The organism is Streptomyces malaysiensis subsp. malaysiensis (assembly GCF_040653035.1).
GTDB lineage: Bacteria > Actinomycetota > Actinomycetes > Streptomycetales > Streptomycetaceae > Streptomyces > Streptomyces malaysiensis.
Genome location: NZ_JBEZNG010000003.1, coordinates 456,555 through 474,843, shown reverse-complemented (window position 1 = coordinate 474,843; position 18,289 = coordinate 456,555). Strand labels below are relative to the sequence as shown.

The 18,289-nt window shown below is 71.6% G+C and carries 15 protein-coding genes; 1 reads left to right on the top strand and 14 read right to left on the bottom strand.

Annotated elements, in window-relative coordinates:
- Positions 1 to 119 precede the first annotated feature (119 nt).
- The 11 genes from AB0E24_RS09140 to purN form a co-directional block, all read right to left on the bottom strand.
- Positions 120 to 1,622: an aldehyde dehydrogenase family protein gene (locus tag AB0E24_RS09140; protein WP_347236962.1), complete on the bottom strand. Its 1,503-nt coding sequence runs from the start codon at positions 1,620 to 1,622 to the stop codon at positions 120 to 122.
- Positions 1,623 to 1,770: 148 nt separating this feature from the next.
- Entirely contained in the window at positions 1,771 to 2,571 is an 801-nt protein-coding gene (locus AB0E24_RS09135; protein WP_359375698.1) for a serine/threonine kinase C-terminal domain-containing protein, read from the bottom strand.
- 246 nt (positions 2,572 to 2,817) lie between these two features.
- A complete protein-coding gene (locus AB0E24_RS09130) occupies positions 2,818 to 3,618 on the bottom strand; it encodes a serine/threonine kinase C-terminal domain-containing protein (RefSeq protein WP_202543795.1) in 801 nt (266 codons plus the stop codon).
- A 1-nt stretch (position 3,619) separates the two neighbouring features.
- Positions 3,620 to 4,081: a hypothetical protein gene (locus AB0E24_RS09125; protein WP_347236960.1), complete on the bottom strand. Its 462-nt coding sequence runs from the start codon at positions 4,079 to 4,081 to the stop codon at positions 3,620 to 3,622.
- Complete coding sequence (locus tag AB0E24_RS09120; protein ID WP_359375695.1) at positions 4,068 to 5,891, bottom strand: AbeC-like domain-containing protein; 1,824 nt, start codon at positions 5,889 to 5,891, stop codon at positions 4,068 to 4,070. The genes AB0E24_RS09125 and AB0E24_RS09120 overlap by 14 nt, the downstream gene beginning before the upstream one ends.
- A 275-nt stretch (positions 5,892 to 6,166) precedes the next feature.
- The gene (locus tag AB0E24_RS09115) at positions 6,167 to 7,156 is read right to left on the bottom strand and encodes a malate dehydrogenase (protein WP_079257984.1); all 990 of its coding nucleotides are present in this window, start codon (positions 7,154 to 7,156) and stop codon (positions 6,167 to 6,169) included.
- Between the two features lie 284 nt (positions 7,157 to 7,440).
- Entirely contained in the window at positions 7,441 to 8,490 is a 1,050-nt protein-coding gene (locus AB0E24_RS09110; RefSeq protein ID WP_359375692.1) for a helix-turn-helix domain-containing protein, read from the bottom strand.
- Between the two features lie 402 nt (positions 8,491 to 8,892).
- Complete coding sequence (locus AB0E24_RS09105) at positions 8,893 to 9,345, bottom strand: DUF3017 domain-containing protein (protein ID WP_359375690.1); 453 nt, start codon at positions 9,343 to 9,345, stop codon at positions 8,893 to 8,895.
- Positions 9,335 to 10,222: a bifunctional methylenetetrahydrofolate dehydrogenase/methenyltetrahydrofolate cyclohydrolase gene (locus AB0E24_RS09100; RefSeq protein WP_093706741.1), complete on the bottom strand. Its 888-nt coding sequence runs from the start codon at positions 10,220 to 10,222 to the stop codon at positions 9,335 to 9,337. Before AB0E24_RS09100 ends, AB0E24_RS09105 begins: the two co-directional genes overlap by 11 nt.
- A 126-nt stretch (positions 10,223 to 10,348) precedes the next feature.
- Positions 10,349 to 11,914 (bottom strand): bifunctional phosphoribosylaminoimidazolecarboxamide formyltransferase/IMP cyclohydrolase, encoded by a 1,566-nt coding sequence (gene purH / locus AB0E24_RS09095; RefSeq protein WP_359375688.1) that lies wholly within the window; start codon positions 11,912 to 11,914, stop codon positions 10,349 to 10,351.
- On the bottom strand, positions 11,911 to 12,567 hold the full coding sequence (purN, locus tag AB0E24_RS09090; RefSeq protein WP_069870434.1) for a phosphoribosylglycinamide formyltransferase: 657 nt from the start codon (positions 12,565 to 12,567) through the stop codon (positions 11,911 to 11,913). The genes purH and purN overlap by 4 nt, the downstream gene beginning before the upstream one ends.
- A 401-nt stretch (positions 12,568 to 12,968) precedes the next feature.
- Here purN and AB0E24_RS09085 point away from each other — a divergent pair, with 401 nt between their 5' ends.
- Positions 12,969 to 13,808, top strand: coding sequence for a hypothetical protein (locus AB0E24_RS09085; RefSeq protein WP_283886347.1), 840 nt, complete (start codon positions 12,969 to 12,971; stop codon positions 13,806 to 13,808).
- Between the two features lie 67 nt (positions 13,809 to 13,875).
- Here AB0E24_RS09085 and AB0E24_RS09080 read toward each other — a convergent pair whose 3' ends face one another.
- The 3 genes from AB0E24_RS09080 to sucC all read right to left on the bottom strand — a co-directional run bounded on the left by AB0E24_RS09080 (position 13,876) and on the right by sucC (position 17,994).
- A complete protein-coding gene (locus AB0E24_RS09080) occupies positions 13,876 to 15,708 on the bottom strand; it encodes a cell division protein PerM (protein ID WP_359375685.1) in 1,833 nt (610 codons plus the stop codon).
- Positions 15,709 to 15,915: 207 nt separating this feature from the next.
- A complete protein-coding gene (sucD, locus tag AB0E24_RS09075) occupies positions 15,916 to 16,800 on the bottom strand; it encodes a succinate--CoA ligase subunit alpha (protein ID WP_069870440.1) in 885 nt (294 codons plus the stop codon).
- A 21-nt stretch (positions 16,801 to 16,821) separates the two neighbouring features.
- Entirely contained in the window at positions 16,822 to 17,994 is a 1,173-nt protein-coding gene (sucC, locus tag AB0E24_RS09070; RefSeq protein ID WP_359375683.1) for an ADP-forming succinate--CoA ligase subunit beta, read from the bottom strand.
- Between the last annotated feature and the right edge of the window lie 295 nt (positions 17,995 to 18,289).

Sequence of the window (18,289 nt, the reverse complement as noted above, 5' to 3'; positions counted from 1 at the left end):
CCTCGGTGGCGTCCACGGGCTTGTCGCCGCCGGTCGCCGTGATCGGGCGCGGCCGGGTCCGGGCCCCGGGGGACGGGTGCGGGCCCGGCCGCGGTCCGGGCGGGACCGGCGGCGGAGCGTCAGCCGGCGAACCAGCGCACCGGGCTCGGCCGCAGGTTCTCGTAGACGTGCTTGGTCTCGCGGTATTCGTCAAGGCCCGTGGGACCGAGCTCACGCCCGACCCCGGACTTGCCGAAACCGCCCCATTCGGCCTGCGGAAGATAGGGGTGGTAGTCGTTGATCCACACGGTGCCGTGCCGCAGCCGGGCGGCGACGCGCCGCGCCCGTGCGGTGTCGGCGGACCAGACGGCGCCGGCCAGTCCGTACTCCGTGTCATTGGCGAGTGTGACCGCCTCGTCCTCGGTTTGGAAGGACTCGACCGTCAGAATCGGCCCAAACGTCTCCTCCCGCACCACCCGCATCTCGCGATGGCACTGGTCGAGAACCGTGGGGAGGTAGAAGTAACCGGTGGCGGGGCGGACCGCGTTGGGCTCCGGCTGCTTGCCACCGCAGCGCAGCAGCGCGCCCTCCTCCAGGGCGGACGCCACATACGCCTCGGTCTTGTCCAGCTGCTGGGCCGAGACCAGCGGACCGCATTCGACACCGTCCTCGGTGCCGCGGCCCAGCTTGATCTTCTCCGCGCGGCGGGCGAGTTCGGCCACGAACCGCTCGCGCACGGACTCCTCGATGATCAGCCGGGCACCGGCCGAGCAGACCTGGCCACTGTGGATGAAGGCGGCGTTCAGGGCCTGGTCGACGGCGGTGTCAAAGCCCTCGGCGGTGGCGCAGGCGTCGGCGAAGACCACATTGGGGTTCTTGCCGCCGAGCTCCAACGCGACCTTCTTGACCGTCGGCGCGGCCGCCTGGGCGACCTTGGTGCCGCTGATCAGGCCGCCGGTGAAGGAGACCAGATCCACATCGGGGTGCTCGGACAGCCGCGCGCCCACCGGGTCGCCCGTGCCGGTCACCAGGTTGGCCACCCCGGGCGGCAGCCCGGCCTCGGCCAGCAGCCGCACCAGATGGACGGTGGACAGCGGGGTCACCTCGCTGGGCTTGATCACAAAGGTGTTCCCGGCGACCAGCGCCGGGGCAATCTTCCAACTGGCCTGGAGCAGCGGATAGTTCCAGGGGGTGATCATCGCGCAGACGCCGACCGGCTCATGGACCACGACGCTGTGCACATCGGGGGTGCCCGCGTCGATGACGCGCCCGGCCGACTCGCCCGCGGCCAGGTCGGCGAAGTAGCGGAAGGCGTTGGTCACATCGTCGACGTCGACCCGGCCCTCCTCCAGGGTCTTGCCGGTGTCACGGCTCTCGGTGAGCGCGATCGCCTCGCGGTCACGCTGTAGCAGATCGGCGACGCGGCGCAGCAGCGCCGCCCGCTCGGCCACCGGCGTCCCGGGCCAGGGGCCCTGGTCGAAGGCGCGACGCGCGGCCGCGACCGCCGCGTCGGTGTCCTCAACGCCCCCTTCGGCGACGACCGCGAGGGTTTTGGCGTCGGCGGGGTCGAGGACCTCCCGCTGCGCCCCGGATGCGGCCGCCTGCCACACCCCGTCCACATGAATGGTCTCGGCTGCCGCCACGTAATTCTGCCTTCCGGTTCTGCGAGCTTTGCCACTGGTCCAAGCCAGCAACTTGGACCCCTAACCGGAAGGCGCGAACCTATGCGCGATTCGCAACAGAAAGTGGGCCGGGTCACGTGCGAAGCGGGAACCGCGGAAGGGATCGGCCTCAGGAGGCGGTGCAGGAGGCCGTCGGACAGAAGGTGTCCACCGCCGCCTGGTGGACTTCCCGCTCCTTCGCCCGGTCCCCGGAGGGGCCGATCACCAGCACCGCGTACATGGTGCCGTCGGGCGCGGCGAAGCGGCGGTCGAGGATCCGGCGGTGGCCGGAGCCCTTGGACTCGTAGGTGTACTCCAGCTGGGCCGGGTCCATGGCGGCCGAACCCAGCCGGGTGAGGGCTATCCGCTCGTAGTCCCGGTGGGTGGAGGCGATCCGCTCGGCCTCCTGAGCGGACTCGTACGGCGTCGACTCGGGCCCTCGCAGCTCGAAGACCTGGATCATGGTGCTGTCGTCGGGCGAGGTGTAGTAGACGCTGGGGCCCTGTGTGGTCCGCTGCCATCCGTCCGGGACCGCGAGGTGGTATCCGGCCGGGTCGGCCTGGGTGCTGTAGCCCGTGGGCGGGGCGGCCCCCGTCAGGGAGGGGGAGGACGGGGTGCCGAAGGGCGTCGCGGACGGGGACCCGGAGGGCGCCCCGGTCGGCAGGTCCGTGGGGAGATCGGTCGGCCCACCGGTCTCCGGACCGGGCGAGGGGTAGAGATCGCTCGGCTGGGAGGCGTCCCCGCTCGGCGCGGCCGTGGGGGTCTTCTGGTCCCAGGGCAGCGGCGCCGCCTGATGGCGGGAGCCGCCGTCGCCCCCGAAGGCCACCCATCCGGAGAACGCCATCCCCGCGGCCAGGAAGATCGTCACCGCCAGTGCCCGCAGTGCCCGCCTGGTGTCCTGCCCCGGCGCTCCCCCGTCGTGCATGCTCATTTCGCTGCCCCCGATTGTGGATCTCTGCTCCCATAAGCCGACAAGCCGAGCCGGCCGACATCGGTGTACCCGGCTGGAAGGTCTCCCCACCCTCTGTCACCGCACCGATACGGAGATGTCGCCCGAGACGCGCCCCTCGTGCCGCGCCCTCTCGTACACCGCCCCCTTACGTCCCGTCCGCTCGCGCCGCTCCCCCTTGCGCCTCGCTGTCTCCGACCGTCCTGTGCCCGCCGCTATCCCCGTCGGTCAGGTGGCCGGGCAGTATGCGGTGGGGCAGAAGGACGCCAGCACGATGCGCTGCCGCTCCCGCTGCTGCGGCCAGTCGTCGGCCGGACCCGCGACCAGCACCGCGTACTGCACGTTGTCCGGACCGGCGAAGGCGCGGTCGAGTATTCGGCGCGGGCCGTACTTGGCGCTGCGGTAGCCGTACTCCAGCTCCGCGTCCGCGTCATCGCCGGGGCCGAGCCGCTTGAGCTCGTATCGGTGGTAGTCGGGGTTCTTCTTGAGCCCCGTCTCCGCCCGGCGCAGCGCCTCATACGGTGTGATGTCGGGCTCGGTCAGCGCGAAGACCTGGATCAGACTGCTCGCGTCGGACGACTCGTAGAACACCCCGGTATCGCGCTTGACCCGCTGCCAGCCCCTCGGCACATCCAGCCGGAACCCCTCCGGATCGGTGGTGCGCACATAGTCCGCCGGAGGCTCCTGTGTGCTGTCCGCGGACACCGAAGGCGGCGCCGAGGTGGTCTCCGAGAACGGCCCCGACGGCGCCTCCGAGGGCTGCTCGGCCGACGATGACCAGGACGAGGCCGAGGCCGAGGGCGAACCGCCGTCCGCCCGGGGCTTGTCATCCCCGTCGCCCGACACCAACTGCCAGGCGCCGACCCCGATCCCGCCGACCAGGACCACGGCGAGCACCGCCAACAGCACCGTGCCCAGATGCGGATTGGGTGGTCTTCGGCCCGGGGCCGGCGGCTCCGCGCCCTGCCCCACCCAGCGCTGGGTCTGCTCATCCCATCGACGGCCCCCCTCGCCGCCCGATGTGCTCATCTCAGCCGCCCAACAGCGCGCCGACCGCCTGTCCGACGGCGACGCCGGAGGCGAGCATGCCGACGCTGGCGCTGGCGTCCTGTAACAGCACCCGGATCCTGGCGAGTCGGCCGGCCCCGGCCCGGCCGGTGCGCCGGATCTCGTCCTGGGTCTGGGCCAGTTCGTCGGTGAGCACGCCGACCTCAGGGCTCGGCACCACCCGCCGCAGATCGTCGGTGAGCTGCCGAACGGCCTCCAGCAGCTCCTGATAGGCGGGGTCGCAGGGAACCTCGCCCTCCCGTCCATTCACAATGCGGTTGTGGTCGCCGATGCCGATGGCGCTGCCGCGCACATTGCCGAACCGGATGTTCCCGAACTTGCTCCCGCCGCCCGCCGGGTCCGCGCCGCCACCGCTCGCATCCGCCGAGCGGTCCGCGCCGCCGCCGCCCATGCCGCTACCGTCTCCTGCGTCAACCATCGCCATGGCCGCCTCCCCCTCCATTGCCTCCGGTGCTCCCGGCGCCTCTGGTGTTCCCGGTGCTTCCGGTGTTCCCGGTGCTTCCGGTGTTCCCCGTGCTTCCGGTGTTCCCCGTGCTTCCCGTGCTTCCGGTGGTATTGCTGATGGTGTTGTGGTCACCGAATCCGAAGGCGCTGTTCTCCGCGGACTCGATGAAGACTCCGCCGCCGCTCACATTGATGACCTTCTGCTCGAACTCACCGGTCTCCCAGCCGGCTTCGTCCAGCGCCCTTCGCACTCCGTTGGCCACCCGGTCCTCGACGCTCTTCAGATAGCGGCTGACGTCCATCTCCTGGAAGAGCGATGCGCCGGTGTCACTGCCCAGCTCCCGCACCGAGATCCACGGCCCATCGGGGATGGCCGCCTCATAACCCCCCGCGTACATCCGCCAGACGAAGGCAGCCGAGCGGAAGGCATGGATGACCGCCCGGCCCGCGGCCGTGGGCGTCCGCCCGACCGCCCAGACCACCTTGCCCGGCAGCCCGCCGCGGCGGTGGGAGTCGGAGAGCCGGTCGACCGCCCGGAAGTCCGGGCGGATCGGGCGCAGCACATGCGGGGCGAACTCCAGCATCAGCATGCCGCCCTGCGTATGCACCCGGACGAAGACGGTGGTGACGACCTCTTCCCGCCATGCGCCGACGCGGATGCGCAGAAAGTGCCGGCGGATCTCGCCGCCCTCCTCGACCGCCTCCGCCCGCTCCCGCGCAAAGTCCGCCTCGCCATACGGCACGAAGGAGCGGCTCCGTAAGCCGGTGACCTTCAGGAAGACGCATTCATCGAGCTCCAGCCCGCGCAGCCGGTCACGGCTCTCGGTGGCGGTGCCCGCGGTATGGCCGGTGCGGCCGGTGCCCTGGATGGACGGGGTGCGCAACTTCTCGACCAGCGGCCGGATCCGCTCCAGGATCACCCGGTTGTCCAGCGGCACCGGATCGCCGCCCTCGCGCGGCCGCAGCTCGACGGCGAGGGTCCAGGTGTCATGGGCGGTGCCCGCGCCGAGGAAGGGGTGCCGATCGTGGTAGAGGATCACCGGTGAGTGCTGCTCACGGCGGATCAGGGCCCGCACCCGCTGGAAGCGCCCGCCCTCGTACCCCTCCGCGGGGTCCGCGGAGATGTCGGCGAAGGTCTCCGGCTCCAGATCGGTGGCCAACACCCGGGCCACATGCTCACGGTGCAGGGCCACCGCGGTGGCCATCGCCGCCGGGATCACCAGCGCGAACCAGGCGGCGGTGGTGTCCGATCCGGTGGTCAGGGCCGGGGCCAAGCCCTGGAGCCCGCTCGGATCGGGCTCGTCCGTGAGCGCCTGCGTCAGGGCGGAGGCCACATAGGACAGCAGGGAAAGACAGCCGAGCAGCCGCAGCACCGCGGCCGCCCGCCGCCGGGTGACGGTGACCCCGTCGGCCCCGGGGTAGTCGGCGCGGAAGGGACCCATGGCGCCGCCTCTGGCCCAGGCCGCCAGCAGAAGCAGCGCACAGGAGAGCAGGAACAGATAGAAGAAGCCCTGGGCCAGCAGGAAGTCCAGCACCCATAAGGACACCAGCAGCGCGGTCCAGCCTGCCTCCAGACGGCGGGCGCGCAGCGCGTGCGCGAGCACCCGCGCCGCGTCGATGCCCAGCGAGGGCGCCACGGCGCGCTCCTCGTGGACATACAGCTCGTCCACGACCGCGTCCCGGAAGTCGTCGTCCAGATACGTGCCCGCGCACAGCAGCCGGGTGGCCTCGCTGGTGGCATGGGGAGACGCATCGGCGGCACGACGAGACGGGGCCGCTGACGAAGGCACCGATGACGAAGGGACTGCTGACGAAGGGACTGCTGATGGCGAGACAGCCGATAACGAGGCTGCCGGTAAAGGCTCCGCCCGCGACTGCGGTAGCTGAGCGGACTGATCGCTTGGAGAATGATCACCGTGCGTATTGGCCATGTTTCCCCCCGAGGCCGTAGCAACTGCCTCCACGGTAGGGGAAGATGACCCACGATTACAGTGAATTGCCGAAGGGTCACACTCCGGAGTGAATAACGGAGTGTGACCCTTCGGAACCGGCCGCGGTGGGCGCGTCAGATCAGTCCGAGACCCCGCACGGCCTCGCGCTCGTCCTCGAGCTCCTTCACCGACGCGTCGATGCGGGTCCGCGAGAACTCGTTGATGTCCAGGCCCTGGACGATCTCGAACTTCCCGTCCTTCGCGGTGACCGGGAAGGAGGAGATCAGCCCCTCCGGCACCCCGTACGAGCCGTCGGAGACCACACCGGCGGAGGTCCAGTCGTCGGCGGCGGTGCCATTGACCCAGGTGTGGACGTGGTCGATGGCGGCGTTGGCGGCGGAGGCGGCCGAGGAGGCGCCGCGCGCCTCGATGATCGCGGCACCGCGCTTGGCGACGGTCGGGATGAAGGTGTCGGCCAGCCACTGCTCGTCGCTGACGACCTCGGCGGCGTTCTTGCCCGCGACCTCGGCGTGGAAGACGTCCGGGTACTGGGTGGCGGAGTGGTTGCCCCAGATCGTCAGCTTCTTGATCTCGCTGACCGGAGCGCCGGTCTTCTTCGAGAGCTGCGACAGGGCGCGGTTGTGGTCCAGCCGGGTCATCGCGGTGAAGCGCTCGGCCGGTACGTCCGGCGCGGCCGCCTGCGCGATGAGCGCGTTGGTGTTGGCCGGGTTGCCCACGACCAGGACCCTGATGTCGTCCGCGGCGTGGTCGTTGATGGCCTTGCCCTGCGGCTTGAAGATGCCGCCGTTGGCCTCCAGCAGATCGCCGCGCTCCATGCCCTTGGTGCGCGGGCGGGCGCCGACCAGCAGGGCGACGTTCGCACCGTCGAAGCCCACGTTCGGGTCGTCGGAGATGTCGATGCCCTGGAGCAGCGGGAAGGCACAGTCGTCGAGCTCCATCGCGGTGCCCTCGGCGGCCTTCAGCCCCTGCGGGATCTCCAGGAGACGCAGTTTGACCGGCACGTCCGCGCCGAGGAGCTGACCGGAGGCGATGCGGAAGAGCAGCGCGTAGCCGATCTGGCCGGCCGCGCCGGTGACGGTGACGGTGACGGGAGTGCGGGTCATGGCGGTCTCCTGCGCTGTGTTGTCAGTCCAAGATCTCTTGGTGTCGAGATACCCGCGTCAGGCTATCCGACGGCACCTGACCCAGGTTCTCTCGGGCCATTGTGTAACCGCTCACCGCGCCTTCCGGCCCGCCACGCACTTTGGCGGCCGCCTGCCAGGAGGGGGAGTGCAGGCGGCCGCCCAGTGCCGCACCCGTGGGGGGGCTCGGGCAGCGCCTGCCCCGATTCCCCCGGCTCATTCCCCCCGTTTCCGAATTCCCCCGGACGGGCCCCCTTCCCCCGCGCTCACCCCCGGCCACCGGGGGCAGCGCAGGCGCGCGTGCCGCCGGTGAGGGTGGCGCACGCGGTGGCCCGCGCGGTGCGGTCCGCCGCGATCATCTTGGTGTAGGCATCGCCGTCGGCGCCGACCCTGGCACGCTGCGAGCGGGCCGCGCCGCCCTTCGCGCCCGGCGCCTCGACCTCGATCACATCGCCCGGTGCCGCCCGGGTGATCCGGGCCCAGGCCGCTTTGCAGGTCTTGCTGTAGCGGACCTCGACATAGGCGGTGCCGACGGTGACGTCGGCGGTGGTCGTCGCGGCGGCGCCGCACCCCATGGTCTGCGGATCCTGACCTGCGCAGTCCTCCCCGGCGCACTTCACGCCCTCCGGCAGCTGACGCGCGCTGGTGGCCGGTGCGGTGGTCGGCTGCTTCCCGCTCTGCTCACCGTCGCCGACCGCGTCGATAAGAAGGACGGCTCCGGCGACCAGGAGGAGCGCGCCGACGAGGCCCCCGGCGAACAGCGCGGCACGCTTACGCCCCGACCGGGACGGCGGGGACGACCCGGGCGGCGGCTGCTCGGAGGAGTCCGGCGCCCGCCCGGCCGAGGCCGCGGGAGCCGAGAACACCGGAGCCGTCGCGACCAGCGGCTGCTCCGGATCGGGCAGTTCGACGCTCGGCCGGTCCTTCCCCATGGGGCGGCCGTTCTTCCAGGCGCCCACCCCCCGCTCGGCCGGGTCGAACCGCTCGATGGCGTCCCGCGCCTGCGCGACGCCGATGGCCTCCATCGTGACGTCGTGCCGCATCTCGGAGCGGCTCCAGGACCGCTCCGCCAGCTCCCACAGCGTGGTGAGGTGATGGGCATCGGCGCCCGTGGCCTCGGCCAGGGCCTCCACCGCGCCCTGCGGGGGCAGCAGCCGTCCGTTGAGGTAGCGCTCCCATGAACTCTTGCTGTAGCCGGTGCGGTCGGCCACGGCCACGACGCTGAGCCCGCTGCGCTCGACGAGCGTACGCAGCCGGCCGGTGAACTCCCGAATCTGCGGGTCGAGTTCCTCCGGTAAGTCCCTCCAACGAGGCATTGCCTCCCCCTGTCCCCCCTCACACGTGCCCGTCAATCCCCGGCGTCCGGCCGCCGTTGGCGTCTGCGGGCCCCGAACTCCCTACCCAAAGGGATGCCTTGCCCCAGGATGTCAGCTCCTCGGGCTGGGGCGCATCGGAGCATTTCGTGCACCGGTACGCACTTCCCCGCGCCCGGCTCGTCGTTGCGTGTCCGAGACCTCGTGCTGGAACGGTCACTTCCGCGCCACAGGGTCCCGACGTTCATTGATCCGGCACAGCCCACACACAACCCTGGTTATCAGGCGGTCCGTCCTTCTTCGGGGGAGAGGGCGGACCGCCGCCGGACCGTTGGGATCCGGCCATGACGACGGCGGCCCGTCCTCCCACGGGGGAGAGGACGGGCCGCCGTTTCACACCGTCGGCTAGCGCACCGTGAAATGCACCACGTCGTCCAGGAACGGGATCGACACCCATGGATCCGGCTGGGCCATCAGGGACAGCAGCACGATCGCCGCGCCCAGCAGCCCGTAGGTCAGCATGTCGGTGAAGCGCGACCGCACCGCGAGCATCCCCACCTCGGGCAGCGCCCACCGCAGGAAGGCGCCCGCCAGCAGGGCCAGCCCGATCAGCACCGTGCCCGCCCGGAACGCGTCCAGGGCGACGATCAACAGCCCCAGGCCCACCCCGCCCATCACCGCGAGCAGCGGCCACTGCCTGGCGGGCGCCGAAGCGGCACCGGGCGCGGCCCGGCCGCCGCCCTCCGGGCGCGCGGTGTCCCGGGTGATCAACGGGAAGCGGCGCGAGGCGCGGACCAGCCGGGCGGGCCCGGAGGGCCGCTGCTTCCCGGCCGCCGGCTCGCCCGCCTCAGCCGTCATGGCCGGCACCGGCGTCCGCGGCCGCCTTCGCGTTCCGCTCCGCGGCCTCCACCACGTTGACCAGCAGCTGGGCGCGGGTCATCGGGCCGACCCCGCCCGGGTTCGGCGAGAGCCAGCCCGCGACCTCGGCCACCCCGGGGTGCACATCGCCGGCGATCTTGCCGTGCTCGTCCCGGCTGACGCCCACGTCGAGCACCGCGGCGCCCGGCTTGACGTCCTCCGGCCTGACCAGATGCCGCACCCCGGCGGCCGCCACGATGATGTCGGCCTGGCGCAGGATGCCGGGCAGGTCGCGGGTGCCGGTGTGGCAGAGGGTGACCGTCGCGTTCTCCGAGCGGCGGGTCAGCAGCAGTCCGATCGAGCGGCCGACGGTGATGCCCCGGCCGACGACCACCACATGCGCGCCGTTGATCTCCACACCGTGGTGGCGCAGCAGCTGGATGACGCCCTGGGGCGTGCACGGCAGCGGGCCGCTCTCGCCCAGCACCAGCCGGCCGAGGTTCATCGGGTGCAGCCCGTCGGCGTCCTTGGCCGGGTCGATCAGCTCCAGCACCCGGTTGGCGTCGATGCCCTTGGGGAGCGGCAGCTGGACGATGTAGCCGGTGCAGGCCGGGTCCTCGTTGAGCTCCCGCACCGCCGCCTCAATCTCCTCCTGGGTGGCGGTCTCGGGCAGGTCGCGCCGGATGGAGGAGATGCCGACCTCGGCGCAGTCGCGGTGCTTGCCCGCCACGTACCACTTGCTGCCGGGGTCCTCGCCCACCAGCACCGTCCCGAGGCCGGGATGGATGCCCTTGGCGTTCAGCGCCTCCACGCGGCTGACGAGGTCGGACTTGATCGCGGATGCGGTTGCCTTGCCATCGAGAATCTGGGCGGTCATGACTTCATCCTCCCGGATGCGGGGACATCGGATCCAATCAGGGGCCGGTCGGTGCTGCCGGACCGGCGAAGGCCGCACCCCGTGATCCGGTCGGGGTGCGGCCTCCTGTGCTCGTTCAGCGGTCGCTCAGTGGAAGAAGTGGCGCGTGCCCGTGAAGTACATGGTCACACCGGCCTTCTGAGCGGCCTCCACGACCTGCTCGTCACGGACCGAGCCGCCCGGCTGCACCACGGCCCTGACGCCCGCCTCGGTCAGCACCTCCAAGCCGTCCGGGAACGGGAAGAAGGCGTCGGAGGCGGCGTACGAACCGGTGGCCCGCTCGGCACCGGCCCGCTCGACGGCCAGCTTGGCCGAGTCCACGCGGTTGACCTGGCCCATGCCGACGCCGACCGTGGCGCCGCCCTTGGCGAGCAGGATCGCGTTGGACTTCACCGCGCGGCAGGAGCGCCAGGCGAAGGCGAGCTCGGCGAGGCCGTCGGCGTCCAGCGCCTCGCCCGTGGCGAGCGTCCAGTTGGCCGGGTCGTCGCCCTCGGCCTGGAGCCGGTCCTTGGCCTGCACCAGCAGGCCGCCCTCGATGGGCCGCTGCTCGATGGCGTCCGCCGGCGACTGCACGCAGCGCAGCACGCGGATGTTCTTCTTACGGGCGAGCACCTCGACCGCGCCGTCCTCGTACGCGGGGGCGACGATGACCTCGGTGAAGATCTCGGCGACCTGCTCGGCCATGGCGACCGACACCGGGCGGTTGACGGCGATCACCCCGCCGAAGGCCGACAGCGGATCGCAGGCGTGCGCCTTACGGTGCGCCTCGGCGACATCCGCCCCGACCGCGATCCCGCACGGGTTGGCGTGCTTGATGATCGCGACACAGGGCTCGGAGTGGTCGTACGCGGCCCGGCGGGCGGCCTCGGTGTCGGTGTAGTTGTTGAACGACATCTCCTTGCCGTGCAGCTGCTCGGCCTCCGCGAGCCCCTTACCGCTGCCGTCGGAGTAGAGCGCGGCTGGCTGGTGCGGGTTCTCGCCGTAGCGCAGCACGTTGTTACGGGTGACGGTGGCGCCCAGGAAGTCCGGGAAGGAGGAGTCGTCCGCCGCCGCGTAGTCGGCCGCGAACCAGTTGGCCACCGCCACGTCGTAGGCGGCGGTGTGCTGGAACGCCTCGGCCGCCAGCCGCTTGCGCCGCTCCAGGTCGAAACCGCCCTCGGCGGTGGCCTTGAGGATGTCGCCGTACCGCTCGGGGTTGACGACCACGGCCACGGACGGGTGATTCTTGGCGGCGGCCCGGACCATGGAGGGGCCGCCGATGTCGATCTGCTCGACGCACTCGTCCGGCGCGGCGCCCGAGGCGACCGTCTCGCGGAACGGATAGAGGTTGACCACGACCAGCTCGAAGGGGGCCACGCCCAGCTCCTGGAGCTGCTCACGGTGGGAGTCGAGCCGCTGGTCGGCCAGGATGCCCGCGTGGACGCGCGGGTGCAGCGTCTTGACCCGGCCGTCGAGACACTCGGGGAAGCCGGTCAGCTCCTCGACCTTGGTGACGGGGACCCCGGCGGCGGCGATCTTCGCGGCCGTCGAGCCGGTCGAGACGAGCTGGACACCCGCCGCGTGCAGCCCTCGGGCCAGCTCCTCGAGACCCGTCTTGTCGTAGACGCTGACCAGCGCGCGGCGGATGGGCCGCTTGGTACCTTCGGCGGTCACGGGATCCTTACCTTTCGTCCCTCTATGCGGTAGCCGTGCCGGGCCAGACGCCCCACGACCTCGACGAGCAGCGAGCGCTCGACTTCCTTGATCCGCTCATGGAGAGCGGACTCGTCGTCCTCGTCCCGGACCTCGACCACGCCCTGGGCGATGATCGGGCCGGTGTCGACCCCGTTGTCGACGAAGTGGACAGTGCATCCGGTCACCTTCACACCGTGCGCGAGCGCGTCGCGTACGCCATGGGTACCGGGAAAGCTGGGGAGCAGCGCGGGATGGGTGTTGACGCAGCGGCCGCCGAACCTGGCGAGGAACTCCCGGCCCAGGATCTTCATGAACCCGGCCGAGACGACCAGGTCCGGCTCATGGGCGGCGGTGGCCTCCGCCAGCGCCGCGTCCCACTCGGCGCGGTCGGCGTAGTCCTTGACCCTGCACACGAACGTGGGGATCCCGGCGCGCTCGGCGCGCGTCAGGCCCTCGATGCCGTCTCGGTCGGCGCCGACGGCCACCACCTCGGCGCCGTAGCGGGCCACGCCCTCGGCGTCGATGGCGTCGAGCAGCGCCTGGAGATTCGTACCGGAGCCGGAGACGAGGACGGCGAGGCGGACCGGGCGCCCGGGGCGCGCAGGGCTGACGGGGGAAGGCGGGGAGGCCACGGCGGGGCTCTTTCTCGCGGGCGGTGCTGCCGTTTGTGTGGTCGTACAAGGTCGCGGACTCATCAATTCCGGGGAACTCTACGAAGCCGCCGACCGTCAGCAACGATACCGGCACACGAAGCGGCCCCCAGGGGACGGGGGCGGGCACGGGAGGTAGCGTCTGGACTGCGAAACCAACTGACGACACTGACGCCATGGGAAGGACCGCCGCGCCCGGGCCTTGATCCGTACGGCACCGGCCGTACGCGGGCCGTACGGCACCGGCCGTACCCGCCCTCGGTGTGCAGGACGACGACACAAGGGGAAGACACACTCCACATGCCGGACCGACGCCGCCGCGCGGCTCATCGCCTCATTCCGACTCCCGCCTCGACCGGGGGGCGGCGATGAGGTACGCCCGCATGTCGCGTACGACGCCGCTGCTCCGGGAGCAGCAGTCGTCGTCCTCCTCGTCATCGTCCGCCCCCGGCGGGCAGAACGGGGACCAGCGGCACGAGGACAATCCGTTCGCCCCGCCGCCCGAGGGCAGACCGGACCAGCCGTGGCGGCCCCGGCCGGACGGCGCCGACGGGAACGGCGGCGAGGGCCGTCCGGAGACCCAGGGCGGCCATCAGGACGGGCAGGACGGGCAGAACGACCAGGACGGGCGGCAGCCGCAGCAGCCTCCGGCCTGGGGCAGCCAGTGGAGCAGCCGGCAGCCCGGCCGCCAGAGCGGCGGCTTCGGCCTCGGCCCCGGTTCCAACCGCCCCTCCGGCCCCGGCGGACCCGGCGGACCGCGCTGGGACCCCAATGACCCGGCCCAGCGGCGCGCCCGGTACGCACTGCTCGCGGGCATGTGGGCGTTCTTCTTCGCGCTCTTCAGCCTGCCGCAGATCGCGCTGCTGCTCGGGGCCCTGGCCCTGTACTGGGGCATCAGCTCGCTGCGGGCCAAGCCGCGCCGTACGACCCCGCCACCGGCCGCGGCCGCGCCCCTGAACGCACCGCCCCCGCCCCCGGGCGCCACCCCGGCGGCGCTGCCCGCGCCCGGCAGTGGCTCCGCGAAGCCGCAGGCCACGGCTGCGATCAGCGGTCTGGTGACGGGCGTGCTCGCGCTCGCCATCGTCGCGGCCACGTTCAGCTTCCAGGTCGTCTACAGCGACTACTACACCTGTGTGGACGACGCCCTCACCCAGAGTTCGCGCCATGACTGCGAGACCTTGCTTCCCGAGCAGCTCCGCCCGCTGCTGAGCACGCAGGACTGACGGCTCGCGGCGGGCCCACGGCGCGCGGGCGACCGCCTTACGGTTCGCCTCACGGCTCGCGGCAGCCTTACGGTTCGCGGCGGGCGTCGTCCGGCGGAGGCGTGGGCTCCGTGCGAAGGGCGCTCGGGGCCGGCTGGGACTCGGCAGGCGGCTGTGGAAGCGGTTCGGGGGCGCGCTTGCGGTTCAGCGTCCAGCGGCGTGGGCGGGCCCCGGCGCCCGGGGTGCCCGCGGGGGTCGCGAGCCCGGCCATCGTGCCCACGCCCGTCGTCTCCCGTCCCGTCTCCGTACCGGCGCCGGGGTCCCGCTTCCGGTTGCGCCTGCGGTCCCTGCCCGACGCCCCGGGGCGCAGCCACTGCCACCACGGCTCGGCCATCGCCTCGCGCACCTCGGTGGACTCCATGGGCAGGACCGCGGGCCGCATCGCCGCCCGCGTCTCCGCCTTGGCCGCCGCCCGCGCCGTACGGGCCTCCTTCACCTCCGTACGGGCCTGTGCGCGGGCGGCCCGGCGCGCCGCCCGTGCCGCCTTCCACTCCGGCCAGGAGGCCCTGGTGGGGACGCACAGCCGGTACCAGCGCAGCACCATCGCCCCGGGCACCCCGATCACTCCCGTCCAGGCCAGCGTGATCAGGCCCGTACGCCACCAGCTCGGGCCCAGGTCGGCGAGGATGCCGATGCCCAGCGGCCCGCCCGAGACCCCGGCCAGCAGCGCCATCGCGGCCGCGCAGCCGACGGCCGCCAGGGTGGCGAGCACCAGCGTCTCGCCCCAGTCCCAGGGGGGCCTGGGCTCGGCCTTGCCGGGCCGCCGCACCGCCGCGATTCCGATGAAGAAGGCCACCGACGCCCCGGCCGCGATCCCCGTGAGCCAGACCAGCGGCCCGCCGGAGCCCTCCGTGGGCAGCGCGGCCACCAGCGGGAAGTGCGGCAGCTGGGGGTAGGAGGTGATGCCGAGCGGCGCGACCACGCTGCCGCCGCCGACCGTGAACCCCGCGCCGACCCCGTACGCGGCGCCCCAGACGATGGCGTTCGGCAGCAGTGCCAGGCTCACCAGCAGCACCGCGAACCGCCCCGACCACACATCGCTGAGGTTGAGGAAGGTCATCTGCACGGCGCCCGCGTGGCTCAGCGTCGACGTCGCCGTAAGGAGCGCACCGCTGCCGAGCAGAACGACGAGACCGCTGGTCCCGGCCCGTAGCGCGGCGGTCAGCCGGCGGCGCCGGAACCAGCCGCGCGCGGCCAGGGACGCGGCCGTGCGCGCGGTCCAGCCGGCGCCGGGGAGCCGCCGCAGTCCGGCGGTCGCCCGTTCGGGCAGGCGGAGCGGGAACCGCCCGTCGGCCGTCCACACTCCGACGGCCGCGATGGCCCCGGCGACGACCGGCAGATGCAGCAGCGCGCTGAGCGGATCGACGTGCAGCGGCCCGGTCGAGGCGTACAGCACGGCCGCCATGCCGACCAGCAGATAGCCGCCGGTCACCCAGGCGAAGGCGGTGCGCGGATCGACGACGGACTCCTCGGGCACCCACTGCCCCTCGCCCTCTTCGGGCTCGGCCTGGTAGACGGCGTGCTGGGCGGCACGATAGAGCAGCCAGCACGGCACCACGCTGAGCAGCAGCGGGGTCAGCCCGACGGGCGCGGTGTGGCCGGAGAGCGTCTCGGTGCGCACGAGGTCGGCGCCATGGCCGAGCAGCCACAGGTCGGCGGCGACGTGCAGGGCTCCGTCCGGGCTGCTGTCGGGGGACGAGGAAGTGATCCACAGCAGCAGTACGACCACGGCGAGCGTGCCGAGGCCGAGCCCCGCGGCGACCACCCCGCCGAGGAACGCCTCCCTGATGGCGGAGGAGCGCCGGGGCGCGGAACGGCCGCGTGGGGACACCGACGGGCTGTGATCGGTCGTTTGCGTCACATGGCCATGCTGCCAATAACAGCCGTTTCATCCCTACATCAAGGGTTTGGTCGCCGTGTCGCGACTAGTCCGCTTATGCGTCTTTTATCGATCTGTGGGATGGATGAGTGGCTTGCCGTGTTCCACCCCTGGGTATCCGTCGCCCGGGAACGCCGCGGGCCCGCACCACGTGGTGGTGCGGGCCCGCGGCGTGGAACCGTGGCGGCCTCAGCCGGCCAGCGCTGCGCGCGCCAGGCGCGCGGTCTCGGACGGGGTCTTGCCGACCTTCACGCCCGCGGCCTCGAGGGCCTCCTTCTTCGCCTGGGCGGTGCCGGAGGAGCCGGAGACGATGGCGCCCGCGTGGCCCATCGTCTTGCCCTCGGGGGCGGTGAAGCCCGCCACATAGCCGACGACCGGCTTGGTGACGTTGGCCTTGATGAAGTCCGCGGCCCGCTCCTCGGCGTCGCCGCCGATCTCGCCGATCATCACGATCAGGTCGGTGTCGGGGTCGGCCTCGAAGGCGGCCAGGGCGTCGATGTGGGTGGTGCCGATGATCGGGTCACCGCCGATGCCCACACAGGACGAGAAGCCGATGTCCCGCAGCTCGTACATCATCTGGTAGGTCAGCGTGCCGGACTTCGACACCAGACCGATCCGGCCGGGCTTGGTGATGTCGGCCGGGATGATGCCCGCGTTCGACTGACCCGGCGTGATCAGACCCGGGCAGTTCGGGCCGATGATGCGCGTCTTGTTGCCCTTCTTGCCCGCGTAGGCCCAGAAGTTGGCGGTGTCGTGGACCGCGATGCCCTCGGTGATCACGACAGCGAGCGGAATCTCGGCGTCGATCGCCTCGATGACCGCGTCCTTGGTGAACTTCTCCGGGACGAAGATGACCGTGACATCGGCGCCGGTGGCGTCGATGGCCTCCTTGACGGAGCCGAAGACCGGGATCTCGGAGCCGTCGAAGTCCACGGTGGTGCCGGCCTTGCGCGGGTTCACGCCGCCGACGATGTTGGTGCCCGAGGCAAGCATCCGACGGGTGTGCTTCTGCCCCTCGGACCCGGTCATCCCCTGGACGATGACCTTGCTTTCCTTGGTGAGGAAGATAGCCATGGTTTCTGGTGACCTCGTCCCTTACTTCGCAGCCAGCTCGGCGGCACGCTCGGCCGCGCCGTCCATGGTGTCCACCTGCTGTACGAGCGGGTGGTTGGCATCGGTGAGGATCTTGCGACCCAGCTCCGCGTTATTGCCGTCGAGGCGCACGACCAGCGGCTTGCTGACGTCCTCGCCCTTGGACTTCAGCAGTTCCAGGGCCTGGACGATGCCGTTGGCGACGGCGTCGCAGGCGGTGATGCCGCCGAAGACGTTGACGAAGACCGACTTGACGTCCGGGTCGCCGAGGATGATCTCAAGACCGTTGGCCATCACCTCGGCGGAGGCGCCACCGCCGATGTCGAGGAAGTTGGCGGGCTTCACACCGCCGTGGGTCTCACCCGCGTAGGCGACGACGTCGAGGGTCGACATGACCAGACCCGCGCCGTTGCCGATGATGCCGACCTCGCCGTCCAGCTTGACGTAGTTGAGGCCCTTGGCCTTGGCGGCCGCCTCGAGGGGGTTGGCCGCGGCCTTGTCCTCGAGCGCCTCGTGCTCGGGCTGGCGGAAGGCGGCGTTCTCGTCCAGGGAGACCTTGCCGTCCAGCGCGATGACCTTGCCGTCTTCGGTCTTGACCAGCGGGTTGACCTCGACCAGCAGGGCGTCTTCCTTGATGAAGACGGTCCACAGCTTCTGGAGGACCTCGACGACCTGGTCCGCGATCTCGGCCGGGAACTTCGCGGCGGCGACGATCTCGGCGGCCTTCTCCTGGGTCACGCCCTCAATGGCGTCCACCGGGACCTTGGCAAGCGCCTCGGGGTTCTGCTCCGCGACGACCTCGATCTCCACGCCGCCCTCGACGGAGGCCATGGCGAGGAAGGTCCGGTTGGTGCGGTCCAGCAGGAAGGAGACGTAGTACTCCTCCTTGATGCTCGCGGTCTCGGCGAGCATCACCTTGTGGACCGTGTGGCCCTTGATGTCCATGCCCAGGATCTGGGTCGCCTTCTCGACGGCGTCATCCGGGTCGGAGGCCAGCTTGACGCCGCCCGCCTTACCGCGGCCGCCCGTCTTGACCTGCGCCTTGACGACCGCGCGGCCGCCCAGTCGCTCGGCCACCTCGCGCGCCGCCCCAGGCGTGTCGATGACTTCACCGGCCAGCACCGGTACACCGTGCTTGGCGAAGAGGTCCTTCGCCTGGTATTCGAACAGGTCCACGCGCGTCCGTCCCTTTTCCATGGATTTCGCGGTCGTTATCTGCGCGGGCGTGCCGCGGGGGCAGCGTGAGGACGCGATCTATAACGAGGGCGGCACACGTTCGCCGGGTACGCGGCATGTCCGTCTCGCAGGTTATCTCCGCAGGACGTGCGGCCCTAAATCGCAGATCACACTGGAGCGGTGATTACGGTCACAGATCGCGACCGTTTCCATCTATCTCAATACGACAACCGGGCAGCCCCCTCCCCAACGGGGGCTGCCCGGTCGATGTCGCCTGTCTTACGGTTTTACTGAT

Excerpts from the sequence above, each read along its gene's own strand:
- AB0E24_RS09135 (WP_359375698.1), bottom strand. The coding sequence starts at position 2,571 with ATGAGCATGCACGACGGGGGAGCGCCGGGGCAGGACACCAGGCGGGCA.
- AB0E24_RS09130 (WP_202543795.1), bottom strand. The coding sequence starts at position 3,618 with ATGAGCACATCGGGCGGCGAGGGGGGCCGTCGATGGGATGAGCAGACC.
- AB0E24_RS09125 (WP_347236960.1), bottom strand. The coding sequence starts at position 4,081 with ATGGCGATGGTTGACGCAGGAGACGGTAGCGGCATGGGCGGCGGCGGC.
- AB0E24_RS09115 (WP_079257984.1), bottom strand. The coding sequence starts at position 7,156 with ATGACCCGCACTCCCGTCACCGTCACCGTCACCGGCGCGGCCGGCCAG.
- AB0E24_RS09110 (WP_359375692.1), bottom strand. The coding sequence starts at position 8,490 with ATGCCTCGTTGGAGGGACTTACCGGAGGAACTCGACCCGCAGATTCGG.
- AB0E24_RS09105 (WP_359375690.1), bottom strand. The coding sequence starts at position 9,345 with ATGACGGCTGAGGCGGGCGAGCCGGCGGCCGGGAAGCAGCGGCCCTCC.
- AB0E24_RS09100 (WP_093706741.1), bottom strand. The coding sequence starts at position 10,222 with ATGACCGCCCAGATTCTCGATGGCAAGGCAACCGCATCCGCGATCAAG.
- AB0E24_RS09085 (WP_283886347.1), top strand. The coding sequence starts at position 12,969 with ATGTCGCGTACGACGCCGCTGCTCCGGGAGCAGCAGTCGTCGTCCTCC.
- sucD (WP_069870440.1), bottom strand. The coding sequence starts at position 16,800 with ATGGCTATCTTCCTCACCAAGGAAAGCAAGGTCATCGTCCAGGGGATG.